23 protein-coding genes are annotated in these 21210 nt (G+C 42.1%); 11 read left to right on the top strand and 12 right to left on the bottom strand.

Annotation, left to right across the window (positions count from 1 at the left end; translation table 11 throughout):
- Positions 1-146: 146 nt before the first annotated feature.
- The 3 genes from AC13CS_RS01540 (at position 147) to AC13CS_RS01530 (ending at position 3800) form a co-directional block, all read left to right on the top strand.
- Positions 147-2525, top strand: coding sequence for a TonB-dependent receptor (locus AC13CS_RS01540; RefSeq protein WP_293163667.1), 2379 nt, complete (start codon positions 147-149; stop codon positions 2523-2525).
- Positions 2526-2529: 4 nt separating this feature from the next.
- Entirely contained in the window at positions 2530-3372 is an 843-nt protein-coding gene (locus AC13CS_RS01535; protein WP_293163670.1) for a DUF4249 family protein, read from the top strand.
- Positions 3373-3452: 80 nt separating this feature from the next.
- Complete coding sequence (locus AC13CS_RS01530; RefSeq protein WP_293163673.1) at positions 3453-3800, top strand: winged helix-turn-helix domain-containing protein; 348 nt, start codon at positions 3453-3455, stop codon at positions 3798-3800.
- Here the strand turns inward: AC13CS_RS01530 and AC13CS_RS01525 are convergent.
- From AC13CS_RS01525 to AC13CS_RS01480, 10 genes are read right to left on the bottom strand one after another with little or no spacing between them, the layout of a single operon-like run.
- Positions 3797-4552, bottom strand: a complete 756-nt coding sequence (locus AC13CS_RS01525) for a sulfite exporter TauE/SafE family protein (protein WP_293163676.1) — start codon at positions 4550-4552, stop codon at positions 3797-3799. The genes AC13CS_RS01530 and AC13CS_RS01525 overlap by 4 nt on opposite strands.
- A gap of 3 nt (positions 4553-4555) precedes the next feature.
- Positions 4556-5722 carry a molybdopterin molybdotransferase MoeA gene (locus AC13CS_RS01520; RefSeq protein WP_293163679.1) on the bottom strand — a complete coding sequence of 389 codons (1167 nt, stop codon included), beginning with the start codon at positions 5720-5722 and terminating at the stop codon, positions 4556-4558.
- Positions 5722-6714, bottom strand: coding sequence for a GTP 3',8-cyclase MoaA (moaA, locus tag AC13CS_RS01515; protein ID WP_293163682.1), 993 nt, complete (start codon positions 6712-6714; stop codon positions 5722-5724). The genes AC13CS_RS01520 and moaA overlap by 1 nt, the downstream gene beginning before the upstream one ends.
- Positions 6707-7603 (bottom strand): bifunctional molybdenum cofactor biosynthesis protein MoaC/MoaB, encoded by an 897-nt coding sequence (moaCB, locus tag AC13CS_RS01510; RefSeq protein ID WP_293163685.1) that lies wholly within the window; start codon positions 7601-7603, stop codon positions 6707-6709. The genes moaA and moaCB overlap by 8 nt, the downstream gene beginning before the upstream one ends.
- Entirely contained in the window at positions 7604-8047 is a 444-nt protein-coding gene (locus AC13CS_RS01505) for a molybdopterin synthase catalytic subunit (RefSeq protein WP_293163688.1), read from the bottom strand. It lies immediately after the preceding gene.
- Positions 8040-9053 (bottom strand): HesA/MoeB/ThiF family protein, encoded by a 1014-nt coding sequence (locus tag AC13CS_RS01500; protein WP_293163691.1) that lies wholly within the window; start codon positions 9051-9053, stop codon positions 8040-8042. Before AC13CS_RS01500 ends, AC13CS_RS01505 begins: the two co-directional genes overlap by 8 nt.
- The gene (locus AC13CS_RS01495) at positions 9050-9286 is read right to left on the bottom strand and encodes a MoaD/ThiS family protein (RefSeq protein WP_293163695.1); all 237 of its coding nucleotides are present in this window, start codon (positions 9284-9286) and stop codon (positions 9050-9052) included. Before AC13CS_RS01495 ends, AC13CS_RS01500 begins: the two co-directional genes overlap by 4 nt.
- Positions 9283-9888: a nucleotidyltransferase family protein gene (locus AC13CS_RS01490; protein ID WP_293163698.1), complete on the bottom strand. Its 606-nt coding sequence runs from the start codon at positions 9886-9888 to the stop codon at positions 9283-9285. The genes AC13CS_RS01495 and AC13CS_RS01490 overlap by 4 nt, the downstream gene beginning before the upstream one ends.
- Entirely contained in the window at positions 9885-11039 is a 1155-nt protein-coding gene (locus AC13CS_RS01485) for an XdhC/CoxI family protein (protein WP_293163701.1), read from the bottom strand. The genes AC13CS_RS01490 and AC13CS_RS01485 overlap by 4 nt, the downstream gene beginning before the upstream one ends.
- The gene (locus AC13CS_RS01480) at positions 11036-12190 is read right to left on the bottom strand and encodes a cysteine desulfurase family protein (RefSeq protein ID WP_293163704.1); all 1155 of its coding nucleotides are present in this window, start codon (positions 12188-12190) and stop codon (positions 11036-11038) included. Before AC13CS_RS01480 ends, AC13CS_RS01485 begins: the two co-directional genes overlap by 4 nt.
- Positions 12191-12340: 150 nt before the next feature.
- On the opposite strand from AC13CS_RS01480, the gene AC13CS_RS01475 reads away from it, so the two are divergent.
- The 6 genes from AC13CS_RS01475 (at position 12341) to AC13CS_RS01450 (ending at position 17233) form a co-directional block, all read left to right on the top strand.
- Positions 12341-12670 carry an ArsR/SmtB family transcription factor gene (locus AC13CS_RS01475; protein ID WP_293163707.1) on the top strand — a complete coding sequence of 110 codons (330 nt, stop codon included), beginning with the start codon at positions 12341-12343 and terminating at the stop codon, positions 12668-12670.
- Positions 12671-12718: 48 nt separating this feature from the next.
- Entirely contained in the window at positions 12719-13186 is a 468-nt protein-coding gene (locus tag AC13CS_RS01470) for a DUF6428 family protein (protein WP_293163709.1), read from the top strand.
- Positions 13187-13351: 165 nt separating this feature from the next.
- Positions 13352-13969, top strand: a complete 618-nt coding sequence (locus AC13CS_RS01465; protein ID WP_293163712.1) for a low molecular weight phosphatase family protein — start codon at positions 13352-13354, stop codon at positions 13967-13969.
- On the top strand, positions 13969-15015 hold the full coding sequence (arsB, locus tag AC13CS_RS01460; RefSeq protein WP_293163714.1) for an ACR3 family arsenite efflux transporter: 1047 nt from the start codon (positions 13969-13971) through the stop codon (positions 15013-15015). The genes AC13CS_RS01465 and arsB overlap by 1 nt, the downstream gene beginning before the upstream one ends.
- Before the next feature lie 77 nt (positions 15016-15092).
- The gene (locus AC13CS_RS01455; RefSeq protein ID WP_293163717.1) at positions 15093-16037 is read left to right on the top strand and encodes a TolB family protein; all 945 of its coding nucleotides are present in this window, start codon (positions 15093-15095) and stop codon (positions 16035-16037) included.
- A 161-nt stretch (positions 16038-16198) separates the two neighbouring features.
- Complete coding sequence (locus AC13CS_RS01450; protein WP_293163720.1) at positions 16199-17233, top strand: DUF4382 domain-containing protein; 1035 nt, start codon at positions 16199-16201, stop codon at positions 17231-17233.
- Between the two features lie 85 nt (positions 17234-17318).
- On the opposite strand, the gene AC13CS_RS01445 is transcribed toward AC13CS_RS01450, so the two are convergent.
- Positions 17319-18509: a TlpA disulfide reductase family protein gene (locus AC13CS_RS01445; RefSeq protein ID WP_293163723.1), complete on the bottom strand. Its 1191-nt coding sequence runs from the start codon at positions 18507-18509 to the stop codon at positions 17319-17321.
- Positions 18510-18653: 144 nt separating this feature from the next.
- Between AC13CS_RS01445 and AC13CS_RS01440 the strand changes: the two genes are divergently transcribed.
- Positions 18654-19049, top strand: coding sequence for a DoxX family protein (locus AC13CS_RS01440; RefSeq protein WP_293163726.1), 396 nt, complete (start codon positions 18654-18656; stop codon positions 19047-19049).
- Between the two features lie 47 nt (positions 19050-19096).
- Positions 19097-19447, top strand: a complete 351-nt coding sequence (locus tag AC13CS_RS01435) for a tRNA-binding protein (protein WP_293163729.1) — start codon at positions 19097-19099, stop codon at positions 19445-19447.
- 207 nt (positions 19448-19654) lie between these two features.
- Here the strand turns inward: AC13CS_RS01435 and AC13CS_RS01430 are convergent, their stop codons facing one another.
- Positions 19655-21151, bottom strand: a complete 1497-nt coding sequence (locus AC13CS_RS01430; protein ID WP_293163732.1) for a SulP family inorganic anion transporter — start codon at positions 21149-21151, stop codon at positions 19655-19657.
- Positions 21152-21210 lie beyond the last annotated feature (59 nt).

Below are 21210 nucleotides of genomic sequence, written 5' to 3'. Positions count from 1 at the left end.
TTGTTTGACGTTTCACTCCATTTTGCCCGTAATTCACTCCAAAATGGCATAAAGACCATCATTTTTACCAGTTCCGTGTTTTCTTTGCCTACAAATTAATCGAATTATCCTAAAATAGATTTAATATCATTAGTCATCAATCAACTATGAAAAACAAATTGCTAACCTACTTACTCCTGTTGCTAGGTTTTACGGTTATGGCACAGGAAAAATATACCCTCCGCGGCACTGTAAAAGACAACGAGAATGGAGAAACCCTTATTGGAGCCTCCGTTTATTTGCAGGGTACGGAATACGGGGCCATAACCAACGAATATGGATTTTATTCACTTACCGCTCCAGCAGGCACCTACACCTTGTCCATTACTTATATTGGCTATGGGGCAACCGTTCAGGAAATCAACCTAAATACCGATCAAACCATAGATTTGGAACTCTCCCCAAATGCAACCGCCTTGGATGAGATTGTTGTGTCGGCTGACGATACCGAAAAAATAAACCTAAAAACACCCCAAATGGGCGTGGCCCAACTAAAAACCCAGACCATTAAGGAAATACCTGCCGTTTTGGGCGAGGTGGATGTAATCAAATCCATTCAGATGCTGCCAGGCGTATCTAACAACGGCGAAGGTAGTACAGGTTTCCATGTTCGGGGTGGGGCTGCCGATCAAAATTTGGTGTTGTTGGATGAGGCCATCATCTACAATACCTCCCACTTTTTTGGTTTTTTCTCGGTATTCAATGCAGATGCCATCAAAGATGTAAAGTTGTACAAAGGAGACATGCCTGCCGAATTTGGCGGAAGGGTATCTTCTGTGTTGGATGTTCGTCAAAAAGACGGGAACAGTAAAAACTTTGCCCTTAGCGGTGGTATCGGCATAGTTTCGAGCAGGTTAACGGCAGAAACGCCGATCTTTAACAACAAAGGTTCCGTTCTAGTTGCAGGAAGAACATCTTACGCCCATTTGTTCATGAAGTTCATTGATGATCTGAAGGATGATAAACTTGCCTTTTACGATCTTAACCTTAAAGCCAATTACGAGATCAATCAAAACAACAGAATCTATCTTTCGGGATACTTTGGAAGGGATGAATTTATTTTGGCCAACTTAATAACGAACAACTACGGGAACGCAACAGGAAACCTTAGATGGAATCATATTTTCAATGATCGACTCTTTACCAACCTCTCCCTGATCTATAGCCAATATGATTATAGAATAGTTTTGGATTTTATTGGTCTGGATTGGGTCGCCGATATCGAAAATTACAACCTAAAATACGGACTCAACTACTATGTAAACGACAAATTCAAGCTCAACTTTGGAATAAGCAGTATTCTGTACGATCTAAATCCTGGCGAGGTAACACCCTCCAACGAGACTTCGTCCATCAACTATTTAAAGTTAGATCAAAAAAGGGCATTGGAGTCTGCCGCGTACATTGGTGCCGAAAACGAAGTTACCGATAAACTTACCGTGCAATACGGACTGCGTCTCAGTCATTTTTCAAGGCTGGGCGGTCAAAGCATCAATCAATACGCAAACGACCTGCCCGTGGTCTACAACGAGGAACTCGGTATTTACGAAGCTGGCGAAGTGGTCGGGGAAACATCTTACGGTAAAAACGAGAGCATTAAAACCTATGCACAGCTCGAACCACGTTTGGCACTCTCCTATCAATTAAACGACATTTCATCCGTAAAAGCTGGTTATACCCGATCCGCGCAATACCTTCACCTATTGTCCAATACAACCGCGGTAACTCCTTTGGATGTCTGGACACCTAGCGGCTCTTTCATCAAACCACAACTGTCCAACCAATACTCCATGGGCTATTACAGGACTTTTAACGACCAAAAGTACAGTATGGAAGTAGAAACGTATTACAAAAACATTGACAATCGCATTGACTATATTGATGGCTCCAACCTCATTGGAAACAATACCATTGAAACAGAAATCCTTAACGGTGAAGCCCGTTCCTACGGAATGGAACTGTTGTTACGAAAAAACACGGGCAAATTAACAGGTTGGTTGAGCTATACCCTATCCAAATCTGAACAACGCACGCTGGGCGGCCGTGCAGGAGGGTTGGGCATCAACAACGGGAATTGGTACAACGCTCCTTATGACCGCACCCACGATATTTCCTTGACCGCGACCTACAAATTGAATGAAAAGTGGAAGTTCAGTTCCAATTTTGTGTTCCAAACAGGTCGCCCCGTTACCTACCCCAACGGACAGTATGAATACGAAGACCTGTCCATAGCTAGCTATTCCAACAGAAATGCAGATAGATTGCCCGCCTATCACCGATTGGATGTATCGGCCATTTACACACCCAACAGGAAGCCCGATAAAAAATGGAAAGGCGAATGGGTTTTTGGTATTTACAACGCCTACAACCGCAGAAATGCCGCATCAATCACGTTTGGACAAAATTGGCAAACAGGTCAAAATGAAGCAACCCGTACCGCCATTTTCGGTATAATGCCAGCGATTTCTTATAACTTCAAATTTTAATACAATGAAAAATCATACATCCCTCATAATCACAACATTGTTAGTGCTTACTTCTTGCAGCGATGTCGTGGAAGTTGATGTTCCAACAGCAGATACACGATTGGTGGTCGAAGCCTCCTTGGATTGGGAAAAAGGCACCGATGGAAACATTCAATCCATTGAATTGCGTACCTCCACCCCCTATTTTGATTTGGATTCCGATACTGCAGTGGATGGGGCCGAGGTAAGCGTGACCGATTTGGATTCTGGAAATGAATTTCTGTTTGAAGGACAAGGAAATGGCCTGTACACGACCTCTAATTTTATTCCAGTTTTGTATCATCAGTACCAACTAAAAATCATTTATAACAATGAAACCTATTTGGCCACGGAAACTTTATACCCCGTTAGTGACATTAAAACCCTAAACCAATCTACCGACGGTGGTTTTGATGATGAATTTTTGGAACTGAACCTCTATTTTGATGATCCCGAGGAAGAAGAAAACTTTTATCTGATCAGATACCAAGAAGAAGGCGATCCGTTTCCTGATCTAGAAGACCAATCTGATGAATTTACCAACGGCAACGAACAGCACGACTTTTACGAAAAGGACGATGATGAGGACAACAATGAACAACCTTTTGAGCCCGGCGATACGGTTTTTGTGGATCTATATGGAATTTCGGAACAATATTACAACTACATACGCTTGCTGATAGAACAATATTATAGCGCAGGTGATCCATTTGGCGCCGTGCCCGCACCTATTAAAGGGAATTGTATCAACCAAGACAATCCAGATAATTTTGCCTACGGATATTTTAGGGTAACACAGGTTTCAAGAAGCTCCTACACATTTCAATAAAGCCCAAAACAATGCAGTATTATTTAGTAGTTTTACGTAAAACGCCCATTTTTTGAGGCAAGAACCACTAATTTTAAGAGATGGGAACATCAAAAGATCTCAAAATACGATGCTGGATAGATATTGACGGGAAAAAGTTTTTTGGCCCTGGGCGAGCGCAACTTTTAATGATGATCGACAAGAATGGTTCCCTATCCAAAGCGGCCAAAGAAATGGGTATGTCCTACCGAAAAGCATGGTCCATGGTAGAGGATATGAATTTAAGAGGGCAACAACCTTATGTAGAACTCCATAAAGGCGGCACAAAAGGTGGCGGAGCTGAATTAACGGAAACGGGCAAAAAAGTCCTTTCCACCTTCCTTAAAATGAATGATAAAATTACAGCTACTGTTCAACAGCATACCGAAGAAATGTTGGGGTTGATTTAAATTTTTATCCCAAAACCGTGCAATAAAATCAACCGGAATCCTACATAAAGCACCAAAATACTGGTGAGCACTCCCAAAAATTTGAGATTAAACTTTTTATTGGACAAATAAGAACCGATACTTCCTCCAATCACAACAGCGACGATAAGTTGTAGCATCAATTCATTGTTCAACTTAAAGGTTCCTGCCACATTGAGGCCAATCAAACCCGAAATGGAATTGACCAAGATAAAAACGGAGGCCAAAGAGGCCACAACCCTTGGGTTTTCCCACTTTAAAAGATTTAATACTGGAGATAAGAAGATACCTCCACCTATCCCAGAAATTCCCGAAAGCAAACCGATTCCACCACCAAGCACCAATTTTTTTGGATTGGAAAATTTTCTAGAGTCCAGCTTTTTCTTCGCAAAGCGAAGCAGCATAAAAACACCCGCCATTATCAAGGCTCCGCCCAGCACCAAAAAAAACACCGTTTGTGATAATCGAATTTGTGCTCCCAGATAGGCAAACGGAACACTCATCACCAAAAAGGGCCAAAATAACTTCATATCAAAAACCCGATTCCGGATAAAAACTAGGGTTCCGATGGTAACCACGCAAATATTCAAAATGAGCGCAGTAGAGCGGATTTCGTAAAAATCCGTCAAGAAAAGGCTTAAAATGGCCAAATAACTCGACCCACCCCCAAAACCGACCGAACTATAAAACAGTGCAATCAAAAAAAAGACAATGGGCAAATAGTCAACACTCATCCATCAAGAAATTAGCTTGCATTTGATCAAATCCCCTTCTTTCAAAACCTCGCCATCATCTATAAAAGCGAGGGCATTACCCTTGGCCATGGATTGAATCATAGAAGACCCCTGTCCATCGAGAATCTCTACTTTTCCATCAATAACGGCTGCTTTTAAAAAGGAAGGACGTCCAAAACGGTTTTCGTAAGCATGTTTTATTGGAAACTGAAAGGTGGGCAGACCTGTGGTTTCGTAACCTGAGAATTTTTGGAGCAATGGAAGTACATACACATAAAAACAGGTCAATGAGGATGCGGGATTACCGGGCAAGGCAAATACAAATTGATTTTCCTTTCTTCCAAAATAAAGCGGTTTTCCTGGTTTTTGAAACACCTTGTAAAACAATTCATTAACTCCATTTTCTTCGAGGGATTGTTTTACAAAATCGTAATCGCCGACCGAAATTCCGCCAGAGATAATTAGCACATCACAAGACTCCAATGCCGTTTTAATGCCTGCTTTGGTGGCCTCAAAATCATCTTGTATTTGTGTTTTTTGATGGTGTTCAAAGCCAAATTGTTGAAGTGCACCCGAAATCGCGTAGCTGTTGGATTCGTAAATCTGTGCCTCGGTTTTGGATTCCCCAGGTTTCACCAACTCATTCCCCGTAGTGATGATATTGATTTGTGGTTTGGAAAAGACTTTCAATTGCGACAAACCCAAACTGCCCATTAAAGCCAAGGAAGGCGGGTTTAATACGTGGCCCTTTTCAAACACTGGTTGTCCTTTGGTCAACTGACCTCCCTTTTTTCGAATGTTTTGTCCAATTTTGGGCATTTCATCAAGAAACAGCATGCTTTCTTTTACGGAGGTTTTTTCCTGCATCATCACCGCCGTGGTATTCTTTGGCACCTTCGCACCTGTAAAAATCCGAACGGCCTCGCCATCTTGCAACGCAATATCCGTGGAATCGCCAGCAGCCACCTCCCCTACCAGTTTATATTCTTGATACAATCCGCAAAGGGCATAACCGTCCATAGCGGAATTATCAAACTCTGGGACATCAAAAGGAGAAGCGATATTTTTTGAAAGTGCAAAACCAAGTGCATCTTCTAAAGATTTTGACTCACTTTTTAAAGAAATCTTTTGGTCTTCAATAATGCGAAGTGCTTCTTCAATCGTAACCATTAGCCTCCTATTGAAATCATGGAACGGTTTTGTTCGTAGTGTTCGGCATCCATCTTTACATCCATACCATCTCGGGAATGTTTCTTGGATTTGATGGCTTCCAAAATGGTCTTATCTATCTTTTCCCCATTCCGCATCGGTGTCAACAAATCTGTTTCTGATGTGGCAAACAGACAATTCTTCATTTTACCATCGGCCGTTAAACGAATACGGTTGCACTCGTCGCAAAACGGATTGGTGATCGTGCTCACAATGCCAAAACTGCCTTTGTGGCCCTTCACCCTAAAATTGGTGGAGGTACTGTGCTTTGGATTGTCAAGGGTCTCGATTTCCCCGAATTTGTCGCCAACAGTCTTTAAGATTTCTTCCTTGGAGACTCCCTTGCTCCAGTCCCATTTATTGCCCTTAAAAGGCATGAACTCAATGAACTTGGGCGTAATCTTCTTATCCTTGGTCAGGGCAATAAAGTCATTGATTTCATTGTCGTTTACCCCTTTAATCAGAACAATATTGATTTTGAGGTCCATATCCATATCCAAAGCCATATTCAAGTTGCGCATAATGCGCTCGTAATAATCACGCTTGGTAATGAAAATGGATTTGGCCTTGTCCAGCGTATCCAGACTAAAGTTGATTTTGCGAAGTCCGATTTTATCGAACAGGTCCAAGTATTTGTCCAAGACAATGCCGTTGGTGGTCAATTTTAAGGTAACGCCCAGTTTGGCAAGCTCTTCGACCAAATAGCCGAAATTCTTCCGAACCAAAGGTTCGCCGCCCGTCAATCGTACCGTGTTCACGCCCAAATCCCTAAAAGTTCTCGTCATTTCAATGATTTCCTCCAAGGTCATAATGCTGGGCTTTTCCATCAACTCAATGCCTTCTTCGGGCATACAGTAAAAGCATCGAAGATTGCATCTATCCGTCAACGAAATGCGGAGGTAGGTATGTGGCCTACCGAAATTGTCGATTATTTGTGGTTTCTTTTCAATCATGTCTTTTTCCTTCTATCACTTTAAATGCATGCAGTACGTGGGGGAAAATCGCATCCATGGATTCTGCTGCTCCTTTGGTGGAACCCGGCAGTGCCAGAATGAGTTTACCATCCTTGATGCCCGCGATGGAACGCGAGAACATCGCATAAGGCATTCGATTTTGCCCGTAGCTTCGCATTTGTTCTTCTACTCCTTTTAGTTTGATGTCCAACAAGGGTTCCAAGGTCTGTGGGGTGACATCTCGCGGCCCCACGCCCGTTCCTCCCGTGAAGATCAACAAGTCTGCGGAAGTGTTCTCCACTTTTTTGATGATTTCCCCAGCGTCATCGGGTATTATGCTTTTTTGCGATGCCACCCCCAATGCTTTCAGTTTTTCCACAATGGCCTCGCCTGCCCTGTCCTCGCCTTTTCCTTTGGAAATGGTATCGGAACAAACGACTACATCCGCAGTCAGTCCTTCTGAATTTATTTTATATGAGGATTTCCCTCCTTTTTTTGATTTGAGGCGAATAGTACCGATTTCAACGCTTTTATCAATCGGTTTGAGCATATCGTACATCGTCAGGGCCACAACACTGGCTCCGTGCATCGCCTCTACCTCTACCCCAGTTTTGTAAATGGTCTTCACCTTCATCGAAATGATGATGTCCAAACCATCGATTTCATAATCGATTCCAGTGAATTCGATGGGCAATGGATGGCAATCGGGCAACAAGTCCGGCGTTTTTTTGACGCCCAACAACCCGGCTGCCTTGGCCATTTCAAACACATTCCCTTTGGGAACTTCGTTGTTTTGTATCGCATCTATCGTAGCCTGACTGCTCGTTTTTACGATAGCCTCTGCGGTGGCTTCCCGCAAAGTGGTTATTTTATGTATGATGTCTACCATTTACTTGTTTACTTTCCATTGATGGGTTTCGTCCTCAAAAATCTCTTTGCCGAATACGGGCACTTTCGCCTTGATTTCTTCCACAAAAAAGTTGGTGGCGGCTATCGCAATTTTTCGGTGAGCCGATGAGGTGAACACAAACAGGCATAACTCTCCTACCTTCACTTTGCCCAAACTGTGATAAATATGGGCACAAGTAATATCAAATTTGGCAAAAGCTGCTTCACGTATTTCGTGAAAGACTTTCTCCGCCATTTCTTCATAGGCGGTATAATCGATAGCAGCGACTGTTTTTCCATCCACTTCGTCAGCTCTGATTTGTCCCAAGAAAATGCTCTGGGCACCAATATTGGTCTTACTTTGGTGGTTGGCCACCGAATTGGCTATTTTTTCGGGAGGAATCGCTCCTTGTACAAATACTTTTTTTGGTTTCTTCTTATCCATCAATTATGGTTTCTATGCCGCCTTCCACATTTTTAAGGTTGTGAAAGCCAAATTCATTTTTAAGGATTTCTATGGCGTTTTTGCTTCGCTTTCCAGACTGACAGAACACAAAAACCTCTTGGTTTTCAGGTATTTCTCGATATCGTGATGTAAGGTCATTCATTGGAATACTCAGCACTTTTTTACCTTTTGGTTTGGGCTGTTCGAACACTTCGCGTACATCGAGATACCACTGCTCTTTATTTTTTAAATCGCAATCAATGTAAACAGGGGATATCCCGTTCTTGCAAATTTTTTCCACTTCTTCGGGGCGCTTGTTTATTTTGATGGTCTGCTCGCTGCCCTGCATCATATTGATCAACTTTAGCTTACATGACAGTACCTCACCTACCCCAAGAATCATTTTAAGAACCTCGGCTGCCTGAAGCGTTCCCAAAATACCAGGCAACACGCCCAATACCCCTGTGGCCTCACAGCTGATGTTCTGTCTCGTACTTTTCGGGAATACACAGCGATACGTAGGCCCATTCTGGTAATTGAAGACCGATAATTGCCCTTCATTTTTGTAAATGGAGGCAAAAACCCAAGGTTTATCGGCCAATATACAGGCATCATTAAGCAAATACTTGGTTTCAAAATTGTCGGTTCCGTCCAAAATAACATCGTATTGCTTGATGATGTCCTCGGCATTGTCAACGGTCAAGGGGGCTTCAAAAACCTCAAATTGCACCTCGCTGTTCTGTTTTTCCAAACGTTCTTTGGCAACAACTGCTTTTGACTTTCCTACATCCGACTCATGGAACAACACTTGCCTGTGTAAATTGGACATATCGACCTTGTCGTGATCCATCAGACCAATTTTGCCTACTCCTGCTCCTGTTAAATACATCGCAGCGGGACAGCCTAAACCTCCAACACCAACGATCAAGACCTTGGCATTGCGAAGCTTTTCCTGACCTTCTAGGCCAACTTCCTTGAGTTTTATTTGTCTATCATATCTGCTCATCCTCCTGCGAACGGTGGCAATAAGGCCACTTCATCCCCATCTTTTAGGGTTATTTTATCATCCAAATTTTGATTTACCGCGATTTGAACCGAATCTTTATCCGCAATCGAAAGTCCATTCAGGCACTGTGCTTTTAGATCCGAAGCGGTAAGTTGTCCTTTGAGTTCCATCACTTCTTCGGACTTATCGGCGGCTTCAGCCACCAAACCGAAATATTTAACGGTCACTTTCATACATCCATTTGTTTTAGTTGCTGTACATCTTCTTCGGTGTCCACATCAAATCCTCCATTTTTGAAAGTTTCCGTGCAGAAATTAAAATTTTCCAAGTGCATTAGCTTCTTGGCTCCTTCGTCTCCTTCCAATTTCAACAACAGCGGAAATGCTGCTTTACCAAAAATGGCTGGAACGCCAATATTATCACCATACTTTGAATACGTCGCTTTAGGATTCTTGGTCAATTGGGTGTGCACCAACTTGATTAAGTTGGCGCGTTCCAAAAAGGGTTGGTCCGAAACCAAAAAAAGTATGTGGTCCAATCCATTTTCTTCTGCCAATGCAGTTTTTAGCCCAATCTTTATACTAGAGGCCATTCCTTGCCCCCAATCGGGATTAATCACCACTTTAAAACCATCCGAGCTTATCTTTTGCTGAATTTTGTCTTGATTGGCACCCAACACCAAAATCTTGGTCTGAAACCCCAACATATCCACTTTATCCATCGTGTGCTCCAAGAGGGTCTTTCCTTTGAATTCCACCAACTGTTTGGGTCGGCCCAATCTTGATGAGCCTCCTGCCGCCAAAACCACAACCGCTATGTTTTCTTCTGCGCTCAAAGGGTTATTTTTTGAAATTGGTTTGCTGTTGTATCGTGAATGGGTTCTGTTTTCTGCTTCAAGGGTCGGGCATTTTTATGCTTCAATACACTTTGAATTTCTGCCAGAATGGACAATCCAATCTCTGCAGGTGTCTCTGCTCCTATTTCCAGCCCTACGGGTGCGTGGATTTTGTTCAAATCCTCTTTAGATACTTCAATACCTTCATCCGCCAACTCGTTGAGCATACGCTCGTATTTTTTTAAAGGCCCAAGAATACCGATGTAAGGTATCTCGGTTTTGCCCAGCAATAGCTTCAGGACAGCCAAATCATAGTTATAATTGTGGCTCATCAACACAAAGCAAGTGCGCTGGTCTATTTTGATGCTTGCCAGTGTTTCTTCGGGCTTGGCAACAATGACTTGGCACGAGCCCACAAACCTTTCTTTGTTGGCATGGGTGGGGCGTCCGTCGGTTACGGTTACCTTCCAGCCCAAAAGTTCGGCCTGTTGGGCAAGGATTTGAGCATCATTGCCCGCTCCAACCAAAACCAAGTTGACAGGGGGGCGATGTAATTCCATAAAAACATGATGTTCTCCTTCAGGGGCATTCATCTTGCCAAAGCACGATTTATCTTTCTTCAATACTTTTTTACTTTGTAAAAGCAATGCTTCTTCCAAATCGGCATTTAAAATTTTACTGCTCAAATGGCCTTCTTCATTGGTAATCATTGCTGTTCCGAGTTGTTTATTACACTGTTCCAAATCAAAAACAACCGAAATTGCCACGGGAACTTCCTTTTCAATGACTTTGCGTAAAAGTTCACAGGGATTGTGCTGATCGGAATAATCAATGGGCTCAAAAAGCACCTGAATGATCCCGTTGCAACCTAATTGTGCCCCGATTACCGCATCATCTTCGTCGCTGGTATCGTAGGTTACCAATTTGTTTTCTTGTCTATCCAAGGCGTAAAGTGCCTTTCTGAGTGCATCGCCCTCCAAACAGCCGCCGCTGATGGCCCCGGTGATATTCCCATATTCGTCTACCAACATTCGTGCGCCCGGTCTACGGTACGATGAACCATCAACATGAACCACAGTGGCCAATACGCAGCGAATGTGCTGTGCTTTCAACTCCGAATAACGCGATATGATGACGTCCAACTCTCTCATAGACTAACGGTTTTTAGTTGGTTGATGGCTTTTTTGATTTCGGATACGACCTGTTCAATATCTTCAGAAGTTGTGTTGCGACCTGTACTGATACGTAAGCTCGCCAAAGCAGTTGCATCATCGTACCCCATAGCTTTTAGCACGTGCGATGGTTTCACAAGGTTTGCATTACAGGCAGAACCGCGAGATACAGCCAACTTATTGAGATACCGCAGCAATTTAGAACCATCCATATTTGAAAAAGAAACGTTGGTTGTATTGGGCAACCGTTCCCCTACATTGCAATTAATTGTTGCTCCCTCGATAGTCAAAAGCTCTTGCTCCAATTGGTTTCGCAAGTTTAATTGCTTTTGGTGATTTTCTTCAAGGCTTTGTTGGGCAAAGGCGCAAGCTTTTCCAAAACCGACTATTCCAGGCACGTTCAAAGTTCCTGGTCGAACTCCTTTTTCGTGATTTCCCCCAAAAAGATGTTTCGCAATTGATATATTGTTGTTTTTGTTCAAATAAAGTGCTCCGACCCCTTTAGGGCCATATAGCTTGTGAGACGAAAAAATGGCCAAATCAATTCCCAAATCCTGAAGATCAACGGGAATTTTACCAACGGCTTGTGTAATATCGGACATCACAGCCACTCCTTTGGAGTGCGCTAATTCGGTTATACTTTTTATGGGATGAATCAAGCCTGTTTCGTTGTTGGCCAGCATCAGACAAGCCAAAATTGTGGTCTTCTTTATGGATTCTTCCAACTCGTTCAAATCAATATTTCCATTGTTGTCCACATCTAGGTAGGTGACCTCAAATCTATCGGCTTCCAACGCTTCCATACATTCGAGTACGGCTTTGTGCTCTGTTTTACATGTAATAATATGATTGCCTCTACCCCTGTTCCGCTTGCAAAACCCAAACAAGGTCAAGTTCGCGGCTTCCGTTGCGCCCGAAGTAAAAGTTATCTCTGTAGGTCTACAGCTCACAAGTTTTGCCACTTGGTTGCGCGCAGTCTCTACCGCATCATCGGCACACCACCCAAAGGAATGGTCGCTACTTGCATTACCAAAATCCTCGGTGAAATAAGGTAGCATGGCCTCCACTACCTCCGTGGCCGTGGGAGTAGTTGCATTATAATCCAGATATATTTTTTTGTTTAGAGACAAATTATCATCGTTATGTACATGTATGCATAACGCAATTTAATAAGAATAACAGTGAATTCATTACATTTTTCAAACCATTATGAAATAAATTTCAATTTTTTTTGGCTCTTCAGTTATTAATCGTAATATTGCAATGAATAAATATTAAAAATGGGATTGACCAAGACTGAAATATTCACCGATAAGCAGAACCAAATTGCACTGTACGCCAAAGCTTTTGGTCACCCTGCACGTGTCGCCATATTACAGTACTTGTTTAAACTGAACGCCTGTGTTTGTGGGGATTTGGTGGATGAAATCGGTTTGGCCCAGCCTACCATTTCGCAACATTTAAAAGAACTGAAACATTTGGGGTTGATCAAAGGCAATGTTGAAGGTACCAGCGTTTGTTATTGTATTGACGCTGAAAATTGGAAAAAAATGAAATCGGTGATATCCGATTTCTTGGACCAAGACCTCGCCTCAAAAGCGTGTTGTTAAAAAAATTTGAATCTATTAATCGTAATATTACAATAAATATATATAATCATGAAGTTAGAAGAAGTAAAATCAGCCTTGCAACAATTGGACACCATCGCCTTTCAATTACCTAACGGCGAATTGGTCCCCAATCATTTTCATGTTACCGAAGTGGGTAAAATAACAAAACATTTTATTGATTGTGGTGGTACTGTCCGTAATGAAGAAGTAGTGAATTTTCAACTTTGGAATGCCAACGATTACGACCATAGACTTCATCCTGAAAAATTGGCGCACATTATTGACCTATCCCAAAAAACCTTGGATATTGACAATTTAGAAGTTGAAGTGGAGTACCAAGGGCGGACGATTGAGAAGTTTTCTCTTGATTTTGACGGAACCAACTTTTTATTGACCACCAAACAAACGGATTGCTTGGCCAAGGACAAATGTGGTGTGCCGGACGAAAAGCCCAAAGCAAAATTGTCCGAATTACAAAGTTCTGAATGCTGCACCCCAGGTAGCGGATGCTGCTAATCCTACTAAAACACTCTGGACTTGAGGTCCATAGGTTTAAAGAAAGAAAAATCTTTGTCGCATCCTGTATCAAGTCCTCCCTTAATCCCTCCAAAGGAGGGAAACTTCTCCCCTTGGGGAGATTGGAGAGGGGAGCTTCTATAAATTTATAGCAACCAAAACAATATGGCACTTTTTAAAGCATTGACCGATTTTGTCTCCAATTTGGATACGCAATCCATAACGGCGGAGCGAAAACAAACCTTGTCACAGCTTGTTGATTATATTCAGGCCAAGGTAAATGATGGCGAATCCATTCACATCAACTTTATCTGCACACACAATTCCCGAAGAAGCCATTTATCTCAAATCTGGGCGCAAACTATGGCACATCATTTTAACGTGAAAAACGTGAATTGCTATTCTGGCGGAACAGAAGCTACGGCCCTATTTCCGATGGTGGCGGAAACCTTAACAAATACAGGGTTTGAGGTGAAAACACTTTCCGGAGGAAATAATCCAGTATACAGTATTAAATTTTCAGAGAACGAACATGCAGTAATAGGTTTTTCCAAAAGAATGGATGATGATTTCAACCCAAAATCAGACTTTGCAGCCATTATGACCTGCTCTCAGGCTGACGAAGGGTGTCCGTTTGTGCCCGGAGCCGAAAAACGGATTCCAATCACTTACGAAGACCCCAAAGCGTTTGACGGCACATCCCAACAAGCTGAAAAGTACAGCGAGCGAAGCAAACAAATCGCTACCGAAATGTTTTATGTCTTTTCCCAAATAAAAAAGTAATGGCAACCAAAAAATTGAGCTTTTTAGATAGAAACTTGACCCTTTGGATTTTTGTGGCGATGATATTTGGGGTTGGAATCGGTTACTTTTTTCCAAGTTTTCCCGATTTTGTCAACTCCTTCAGCAGTGGAACAACCAATATTCCCATTGCCATTGGATTAATTTTAATGATGTACCCGCCTTTGGCGAAGGTGAAATACTCCCTGTTGCCAAAAGTGTTCAAAAACACCAAAATTCTCTCCATTTCTCTCTTTTTGAATTGGATTGTAGGTCCGATTTTAATGTTTGCGCTGGCCATCATCTTTTTACGGGATTATCCTGAATATATGGTTGGGCTTATTTTAATCGGTCTGGCTCGATGCATCGCTATGGTTTTGGTTTGGAACGATTTGGCCGAAGGCAGCAGTGAATATGGTGCAGGATTGGTGGCGTTGAACAGTGTTTTTCAAGTATTTGCCTATAGCTTTTACGCTTGGATTTTCATCACCGTACTCCCACCCTATTTTGGATTTGAAGGAGCCATAGTCGATATTTCCATCGCCACCATTGCCGAGAGCGTAGCTATTTATCTTGGAATTCCATTTTTAATGGGAATTTTGAGTCGACAAATTCTGGTGAAGCTAAAAGGTGAGGCTTGGTATACGGAAAAGTTTATCCCTGCCATTTCTCCTATTACATTGATTGCCCTATTGTTTACGATTGTTGTAATGTTTTCGTTAAAAGGCGAATTGATCGTTGAGATCCCCATGGACGTTTTGATCATAGCCGTGCCGTTATTGATTTATTTTGCCTTGATGTTCATTATCGGATTTTTCACCACCAAAGCCATGGGTGCCGAATACGACAAAACGGCTTCAGTGGCGTTCACCGCTGCGGGAAACAATTTTGAATTGGCCATTGCGGTTGCCATTGCCGTATTTGGTTTAAATTCAGGACAGGCCTTTGCAGGGGTAATCGGTCCATTGGTAGAGGTACCTGCGCTCATTTTATTGGTAAAGGTTTCATTCTGGTTAAAAAAGAAATACTACGGTAGCGCTAGAGCATAAGGTCAAACATTATTTTAAAAATTCTAAGAGTTTAGTAAATTCAACCCTGTAAAAACTTCAAACAAACTAATTTCATCATGGGTAAAGGAGTTACTATTCTCGGAATTCTAGTGTTACTGCTGTCCTGTAATTCAAAAAAGGACACTTCCCCACAAGAATTGGGGCTGGTTTACAATGTTTTAAGGGATGTTGATATTGATAATTACGAGGTTTACTCGATGAATCTTGATGGTTCCAACAAAAAAAACATCACAGACCTTTATAATGTAGAGTGGACCTATTATTCTTACGAGGACACTTTGTATTTTATTTCTGATAGAGGCGCCTGCAAGCGTTGCTACTTTTTGTACAAAAGCAATTTTAAAGGAGAAAATCCAAAGAAAGTCAGTGATTTGGAATTGGCCGATAGCTGGATGAGCTCTAGAAAAGATGGAGATGAACTCATTGTAAAGCCAAAACTGATTACCGAATCCACATTTTATATTCTTGACAGAAATGGGAAAATCATCAATCGGTTGGATACCGGTTTACCTTTTGCCGCAGACCCTTTGTTCGTTAATGATGGAAAGCAAATAGTGTTTAGGGGCGGCAAAGCTGTGGAAAAACATATTGATGGTTTTGATGAGGAACTATATATTATAGATGAAGACGGCCAAAACCTTAAACAATTGACCCATTACCCCCAAAAGGACACCACTGCAGGAAAGTTTGATTACAGAGCGGGAGCCCCAAAATTACACCCTACAGAAAACTTCATTTCTTATCAAAGCAAGCAAAACGGAAAGTACAGTTTATATGCCGTGAGCTTAGATGGCAATAAAACATGGAAATTGACAGAAAATAGCGAGAACGAAGGATGGCATGATTGGAGCCCAGATGGTAAATGGCTGGCCATGGAACTTTTTGATGATGAACAACAGTTTCATATTGGTTTGATGAATTGGGAAACAAAGGAAATGGAAATTTTGACCGATACCACCTTTCAATATCAACAAGCTCCCAACTTTATCTACAAAAATTAATGTTGCAGAATAAAGCATTTCTCATAAGGTTTTTAAGTGCCTTTTATCGATAAAAAATTTTTTTTCATTAAAAAGTAGGGTTTTTTAACCTTTGGTTGTTTTATACATATAAAATCAGAACAGGGATAGTTATGCCCTGAAAAATTTAAAAACCCCATACTATGAGAACAAAGTTAATTTTTAGTTTACTAATGACGCTGGCCCTGATTATAATGGGCTGCTCAGATGGTGAAGGTCAAGGATCAGGAAATGCTGAAAGTACCGGTACATTATCGGTACAATTAACAGATGCTCCTTTTCCCTACGAACTAATGGCCGAGGCCAATGTAACCGTTTATAAAGTTGAAGCTCGCCTAGTGGACGGCGATGACGACGATTCCGATGATATGAACGATGATTCTGAAGATGATTCAGACAATAGTTCCGACGATAACTCAGATGACAACTCTGATGATGATGACAACTCTGATGATGATGATGATGATGCCGATGACGACGATGGTTCTCCTTTCATTACACTAATGGAAGAAGAAATTGAAGTAAACCTTTTGGAACTTACCAATGGATTAACAGAAAAATTGGCGGAGATAAATGTTCCCACAGGGTCCTACGACCTAATTCGTATTTATGTAAAGGGAGTAAATGTGGTTTTGACCGATGGAACCGTTTACGATTTAAAAGTTCCTAGTGGTGACGCCTCTGGAATAAAGGTTTTTGTTGACCCAGCTATCACGGTTGCCGGTGGCCTTTCTTCCGATTTGTTGTTGGATTTTGATGTAAGTCAATCCTTTGTTGCCAAAGGTGACATTAGCACGCCAGCAGGAATCAACGGATTCAATTTTACCCCAGTGATCAAAGCAAGTAACCTATCTACTTCGGGTACACTTTCTGGTAATGTAAGTACCGTTGAAGAAGAAGCGTCAGTTGCCTTGGAAGGCGCCCAAATCTCTGTAATTGCTGCAGATACCTTGAATACAACCTCCTTTACCGATGTAGATGGCAACTATGCCATCCTTGGACTTAAGGCCGGTATGTACAAAGTAGTAGCTGAGCTTGATGGTTATTTGGCAAGCGACACATTGGATGTACAGGTTGATGCTGCCAACATTACCACTCAAGATTTTGTATTGGAAGTGGATCCTGAAGCTACCGAAGGTGAAAATACTGATGATGGTTCTACCGATGGTGGCAACTAATAAATTCTAGATTTAATTACAGAAGAGCCCCGATAATTATCGGGGTTTTTTATTTTAAAAAAAGTCAATCTAAAAGATTGATAGTTTAATTCTTCTCCATATAATCGTCCACAAAATCAATCAAATCCTTCCCATGAAGGTTTTTTGCCAGTACCCTGCCCTCTTCATCCAGTAGAAAATTAGCCGGAATCGTTTTTAAACGCAATGCATCCATAAAAGGATTTTGATCGCCCTCCAAATGAGAAGCATGCAACCATCGGTGGGCTCCGTCCTTCTCAATGGCATTTTCCCATGCTTTTTTGCTGCTTTCCAAAGCATAAGCAACAATCTGAAGATTTTGGGAGTTATATCTTTCCCAAAGGGGCACCAAAATATCTCGGTTCTCCACCCTGCATGGAGCACACCAAGATGCCCAAACATCCAACAGAATTAATTTCTTACCATTGATCAGTTCTTGCAATGAAACATTTTCCCCATTATGCATAGGGAATTGTAAATCAGTAATTGTGTCTCCGATCAAAATGGGAAGCTCTCCTTTATCGGTCACGGAAACAAGTTCCCTTACCCAATCATGTTCAGGGAATATGACATTCCATTTTTGGGCCTGTGCATAAACAGATTCAGCAATGCGTTCATAATCCCCTTCGGGACTTGCCCACCGCAAGGCCATCAAAGCTGGTAATAATTCTTCAGTGGAATCCGAAAAATGGATTAACTCTTCTTGATAAGAACGGAGATTTTTTTCGCGCTCCAATAAATTGTCATCAATGTTATGTTTGCTTGCTTTCCCTTTTAAATACTTTTTAAAAGCGGCCATTCGCTTGTCCCTTAATTGCAGCATGGCTTTATTTGCCTGGGACGGCTGCTCCAAGGAAAAAGAACTTTGAAAACTAGCCATAGCTGCATCTATTTTAATTTTAGCATTGGGTTCGTAAACCAATGGAAAATAATTATCTGTTTCAGGGTTTTGGTTGATCAACCTATTGGGAAACTTTTCGTTTTTTCTTTGGACCACGACTTTCAGCAATACTGGTTCTTGAAATCCAGGCGAATTCACAAATTGAAATTGGCCTTTGCCATTTACTTTGGCCGAATCCAAGATTTTGGCTGTAAAACTTTGGGCGAGTTCATTAAATTTTTCAGGTTGAACCAAATACACCATCGGCTTCCAATCGGTTCCATCGGTCATGTTTAAAGTGCCTGTCAACCATGCTTCCTGCGAGCAGGACATCAAAAAAAATACGAGCAATATTAAGGCTCTGAGCAAATATTTCATACCGATAAAATTAACTTTTTAAAAGAAAGTATTTCTAATTCCTGCCTTTAAAAGTTGCCCCTCACTTCCCCATACTTCTTAGATAAAGGTTATTTAAACGATAAAACAACGACCAATTCATCAAATAAACCAATCAATAATATTATGACAATTAAGTCCATAGCAACTACAATTTTGAGAATTATCCCTGCAGTTATCTTATTACAGACCTTATTTTATAAGTTTTCCGCAGCCCCCGAATCCGTTTATATTTTTAAAACATTGGGACTAGAGCCTTGGGGACGAATAGGCTTGGGCATATTGGAACTTGTAGTGGCCATTCTTATTCTTGTTCCTAAAACCACATGGCTGGGCGCGTTGTTGGGTATTGGTATTATGGGCGGTGCCATTTTTTCGCATTTTACAAAATTAGGGGTGGTTGTCCAAAACGATGGAGGCACATTGTTCCTTCTCGCATGGATTACTTTTGTTTGCTGTGTGATTTTGGTTTGGCTGCACCGTTCGCATATTCCTCTCAATAAAAATTATACTGATTTGTAGTACTCTTGACCCTGTCGTTTTTACTTTTGGGATAAAATTATTTGAAAGTGGACAAGAAAACACCCTACAATCTATCTTGGAGTGACTTTACAAAAGTAGAGATGCGAATAGGAACCATTATTGAAGCTGAAATTTTTCAGGAAGCGAGAAATCCTGCCTATAAAATGATCATCGATTTTGGCGACATCGGCAAAAGAAAAACCTCTGCGCAGGTCACAAAGCTATACACCCCTGACGAACTTATAGGAAAACAAGTAGTGGCCGTGGTCAACTTTCCCCCTAAACAAATTGCCAACATAATGAGTGAATGTCTTGTTTTAGGAGGTGTTGGCGAAAATGGGGAGGTAACGCTGATCCAACCGGAAAGGAAAGCGAAAAATGGAACAAAAATCGGGTAAGTTTATACAGCTCACTTTACGCAGAGTACATTCTCAGAACGAATCATAAGGCGGCCATCGGGAGAGGGCCGCCTGCATATACGGCAAATGCCAAAATCCGTTTTGTTGACCTTGCCCAGTACCAATTTCAGCTTTCTTTAGCGACGTTCGGCCTCCCTAAGAGCTGCATCGTTCACACTCTTATTGTTTATAACATCCACCCACGGGTTATTCCAAGACATTGACATTGATCATCTTGTCTGCTTTGATCAAGAGCTTATGGCTCGCGCTCGATAGATTGGTAATATATACCTTTTTGTCCACCTTGTGGTACCGTTCGGTAAGCTTGTTCACCGCCTCGATTGCGGACATATCCACAATACGGCTTTCCCTAAAGTCGATGATGATTTCCTTGGGGTCGTTGAGCACGTCGAACTTTTCATTGAACATTTTTATGGAACCAAAGAACAGGGGTCCATAAATTTCGTAATGCTTGATGCCCTTTTCGTCGATTCGCTTTCTGGCACGGATGCGCTTGGCGTTGCCCCAGGCATAGACCAAAGCAGATATCACGACCCCGATTAAAACGGCAAGTGCCAAGTTGTGCAAAAATACCGTTACAAGTATCACGATGACCATGACGATGATATCCGATTTGGGGTATTTATCGAGCACTTTAAAGCTTACCCACTCAAACGTTCCGATGGCCACCATTATCATTAGCCCGGTCAAGGCGGCCATGGGCAATTTTTCTATCAAGGGTGCGCCGAACATGATAAAGATAAGCAGTGCTACTGAAGCAACAATTCCGGATAGTCGAGCACGCGCACCGTTGGATATGTTGATCAAACTTTGTCCCAACATGGCACATCCGCCCATTCCAGAGAACAGTCCAGAGGCGATATTCGCCACCCCTTGTGCAGCAGCTTCTTTGTTGGTACGTCCCCTGGTCTCGGTAATCTCGTCGATGAGTTCCAAGGTCAGCAAACTTTCTATCAAACCAACACCGGCCACAATGGCCGCATAGGGAAAAATAAGCGTCAAGGTTTCCAATGTGAAGGGAATTTCAGGGATATGGAACGGGGGGAATCCACCTTTTATGGATGCAATGTCCCCAACCGTCTTGGTATCTATCCCAAAAGCGACCACAATACCAAAAACCACCAAAATAGCGGCCAAGGATGCCGGGAATGCCTTCGTGATCTTGGGCAGCCCCCAGATGATTAGCATGGTCAAAACCACAAGTCCCAAAATAATGTACAGTGCATTGCCTGTGAGCCAATTACCTGAGGGATCCTTGAACTGATCCAATTGTGACATGAAGATGATGATGGCCAGACCATTTACAAAACCATATACCACAGGTAATGGCACCAATCGCATTAACGTACCCAGCCTCAAAGTCCCGGCAAGGACTTGAAGGATACCCGCCAGTACCACTGTGGCAAACACATATTCTACTCCGTGACTACTTGCCAAAGCAACAATGACTACTGCAACGGCACCTGTTGCCCCAGAGATCATCCCTGGCCTACCACCAAAAATAGAGGTCACCAATCCCATGACAAAAGCGGCGTACAGCCCGACCAAGGGTGACAAGCCTGCAATTAAGGCAAAGGCTACAGCTTCGGGAACCAAGGCTATGGCAACGGTAAGCCCTGAAAGCACCTCGGTCTTATAGTTTACTTTCTGTGAAAAATCAAATAGTTTTAAATATTGTTTCATAATGATTGTGGATGATGGTCAAGACCAAACGGTCAAAACCGTATGAGGTAAAAAATATT

This window comes from Flagellimonas sp. B-3, assembly GCF_056857835.1.
This window is presented reverse-complemented; position numbering and strand designations above follow the sequence as displayed.

What these genes read in the sequence shown, in the direction of transcription:
- AC13CS_RS01505 (WP_293163688.1), bottom strand. Translation starts at nt 8,047, where the DNA reads ATGGATAAGAAGAAACCAAAAAAAGTATTTGTACAAGGAGCGATTCCT.
- arsB (WP_293163714.1), top strand. Translation starts at nt 13,969, where the DNA reads ATGGCAACCAAAAAATTGAGCTTTTTAGATAGAAACTTGACCCTTTGG.
- AC13CS_RS01535 (WP_293163670.1), top strand. Translation starts at nt 2,530, where the DNA reads ATGAAAAATCATACATCCCTCATAATCACAACATTGTTAGTGCTTACT.
- AC13CS_RS01495 (WP_293163695.1), bottom strand. Translation starts at nt 9,286, where the DNA reads ATGAAAGTGACCGTTAAATATTTCGGTTTGGTGGCTGAAGCCGCCGAT.
- AC13CS_RS01470 (WP_293163709.1), top strand. Translation starts at nt 12,719, where the DNA reads ATGAAGTTAGAAGAAGTAAAATCAGCCTTGCAACAATTGGACACCATC.
- AC13CS_RS01465 (WP_293163712.1), top strand. Translation starts at nt 13,352, where the DNA reads ATGGCACTTTTTAAAGCATTGACCGATTTTGTCTCCAATTTGGATACG.
- AC13CS_RS01520 (WP_293163679.1), bottom strand. Translation starts at nt 5,722, where the DNA reads ATGGTTACGATTGAAGAAGCACTTCGCATTATTGAAGACCAAAAGATT.
- AC13CS_RS01445 (WP_293163723.1), bottom strand. Translation starts at nt 18,509, where the DNA reads ATGAAATATTTGCTCAGAGCCTTAATATTGCTCGTATTTTTTTTGATG.
- AC13CS_RS01440 (WP_293163726.1), top strand. Translation starts at nt 18,654, where the DNA reads ATGACAATTAAGTCCATAGCAACTACAATTTTGAGAATTATCCCTGCA.
- AC13CS_RS01475 (WP_293163707.1), top strand. Translation starts at nt 12,341, where the DNA reads ATGGGATTGACCAAGACTGAAATATTCACCGATAAGCAGAACCAAATT.
- moaCB (WP_293163685.1), bottom strand. Translation starts at nt 7,603, where the DNA reads ATGGTAGACATCATACATAAAATAACCACTTTGCGGGAAGCCACCGCA.
- AC13CS_RS01450 (WP_293163720.1), top strand. Translation starts at nt 16,199, where the DNA reads ATGAGAACAAAGTTAATTTTTAGTTTACTAATGACGCTGGCCCTGATT.
- AC13CS_RS01430 (WP_293163732.1), bottom strand. Translation starts at nt 21,151, where the DNA reads ATGAAACAATATTTAAAACTATTTGATTTTTCACAGAAAGTAAACTAT.
- moaA (WP_293163682.1), bottom strand. Translation starts at nt 6,714, where the DNA reads ATGATTGAAAAGAAACCACAAATAATCGACAATTTCGGTAGGCCACAT.
- AC13CS_RS01455 (WP_293163717.1), top strand. Translation starts at nt 15,093, where the DNA reads ATGGGTAAAGGAGTTACTATTCTCGGAATTCTAGTGTTACTGCTGTCC.
- AC13CS_RS01530 (WP_293163673.1), top strand. Translation starts at nt 3,453, where the DNA reads ATGGGAACATCAAAAGATCTCAAAATACGATGCTGGATAGATATTGAC.
- AC13CS_RS01540 (WP_293163667.1), top strand. Translation starts at nt 147, where the DNA reads ATGAAAAACAAATTGCTAACCTACTTACTCCTGTTGCTAGGTTTTACG.
- AC13CS_RS01525 (WP_293163676.1), bottom strand. Translation starts at nt 4,552, where the DNA reads ATGAGTGTTGACTATTTGCCCATTGTCTTTTTTTTGATTGCACTGTTT.
- AC13CS_RS01500 (WP_293163691.1), bottom strand. Translation starts at nt 9,053, where the DNA reads ATGAGCAGATATGATAGACAAATAAAACTCAAGGAAGTTGGCCTAGAA.
- AC13CS_RS01485 (WP_293163701.1), bottom strand. Translation starts at nt 11,039, where the DNA reads ATGAGAGAGTTGGACGTCATCATATCGCGTTATTCGGAGTTGAAAGCA.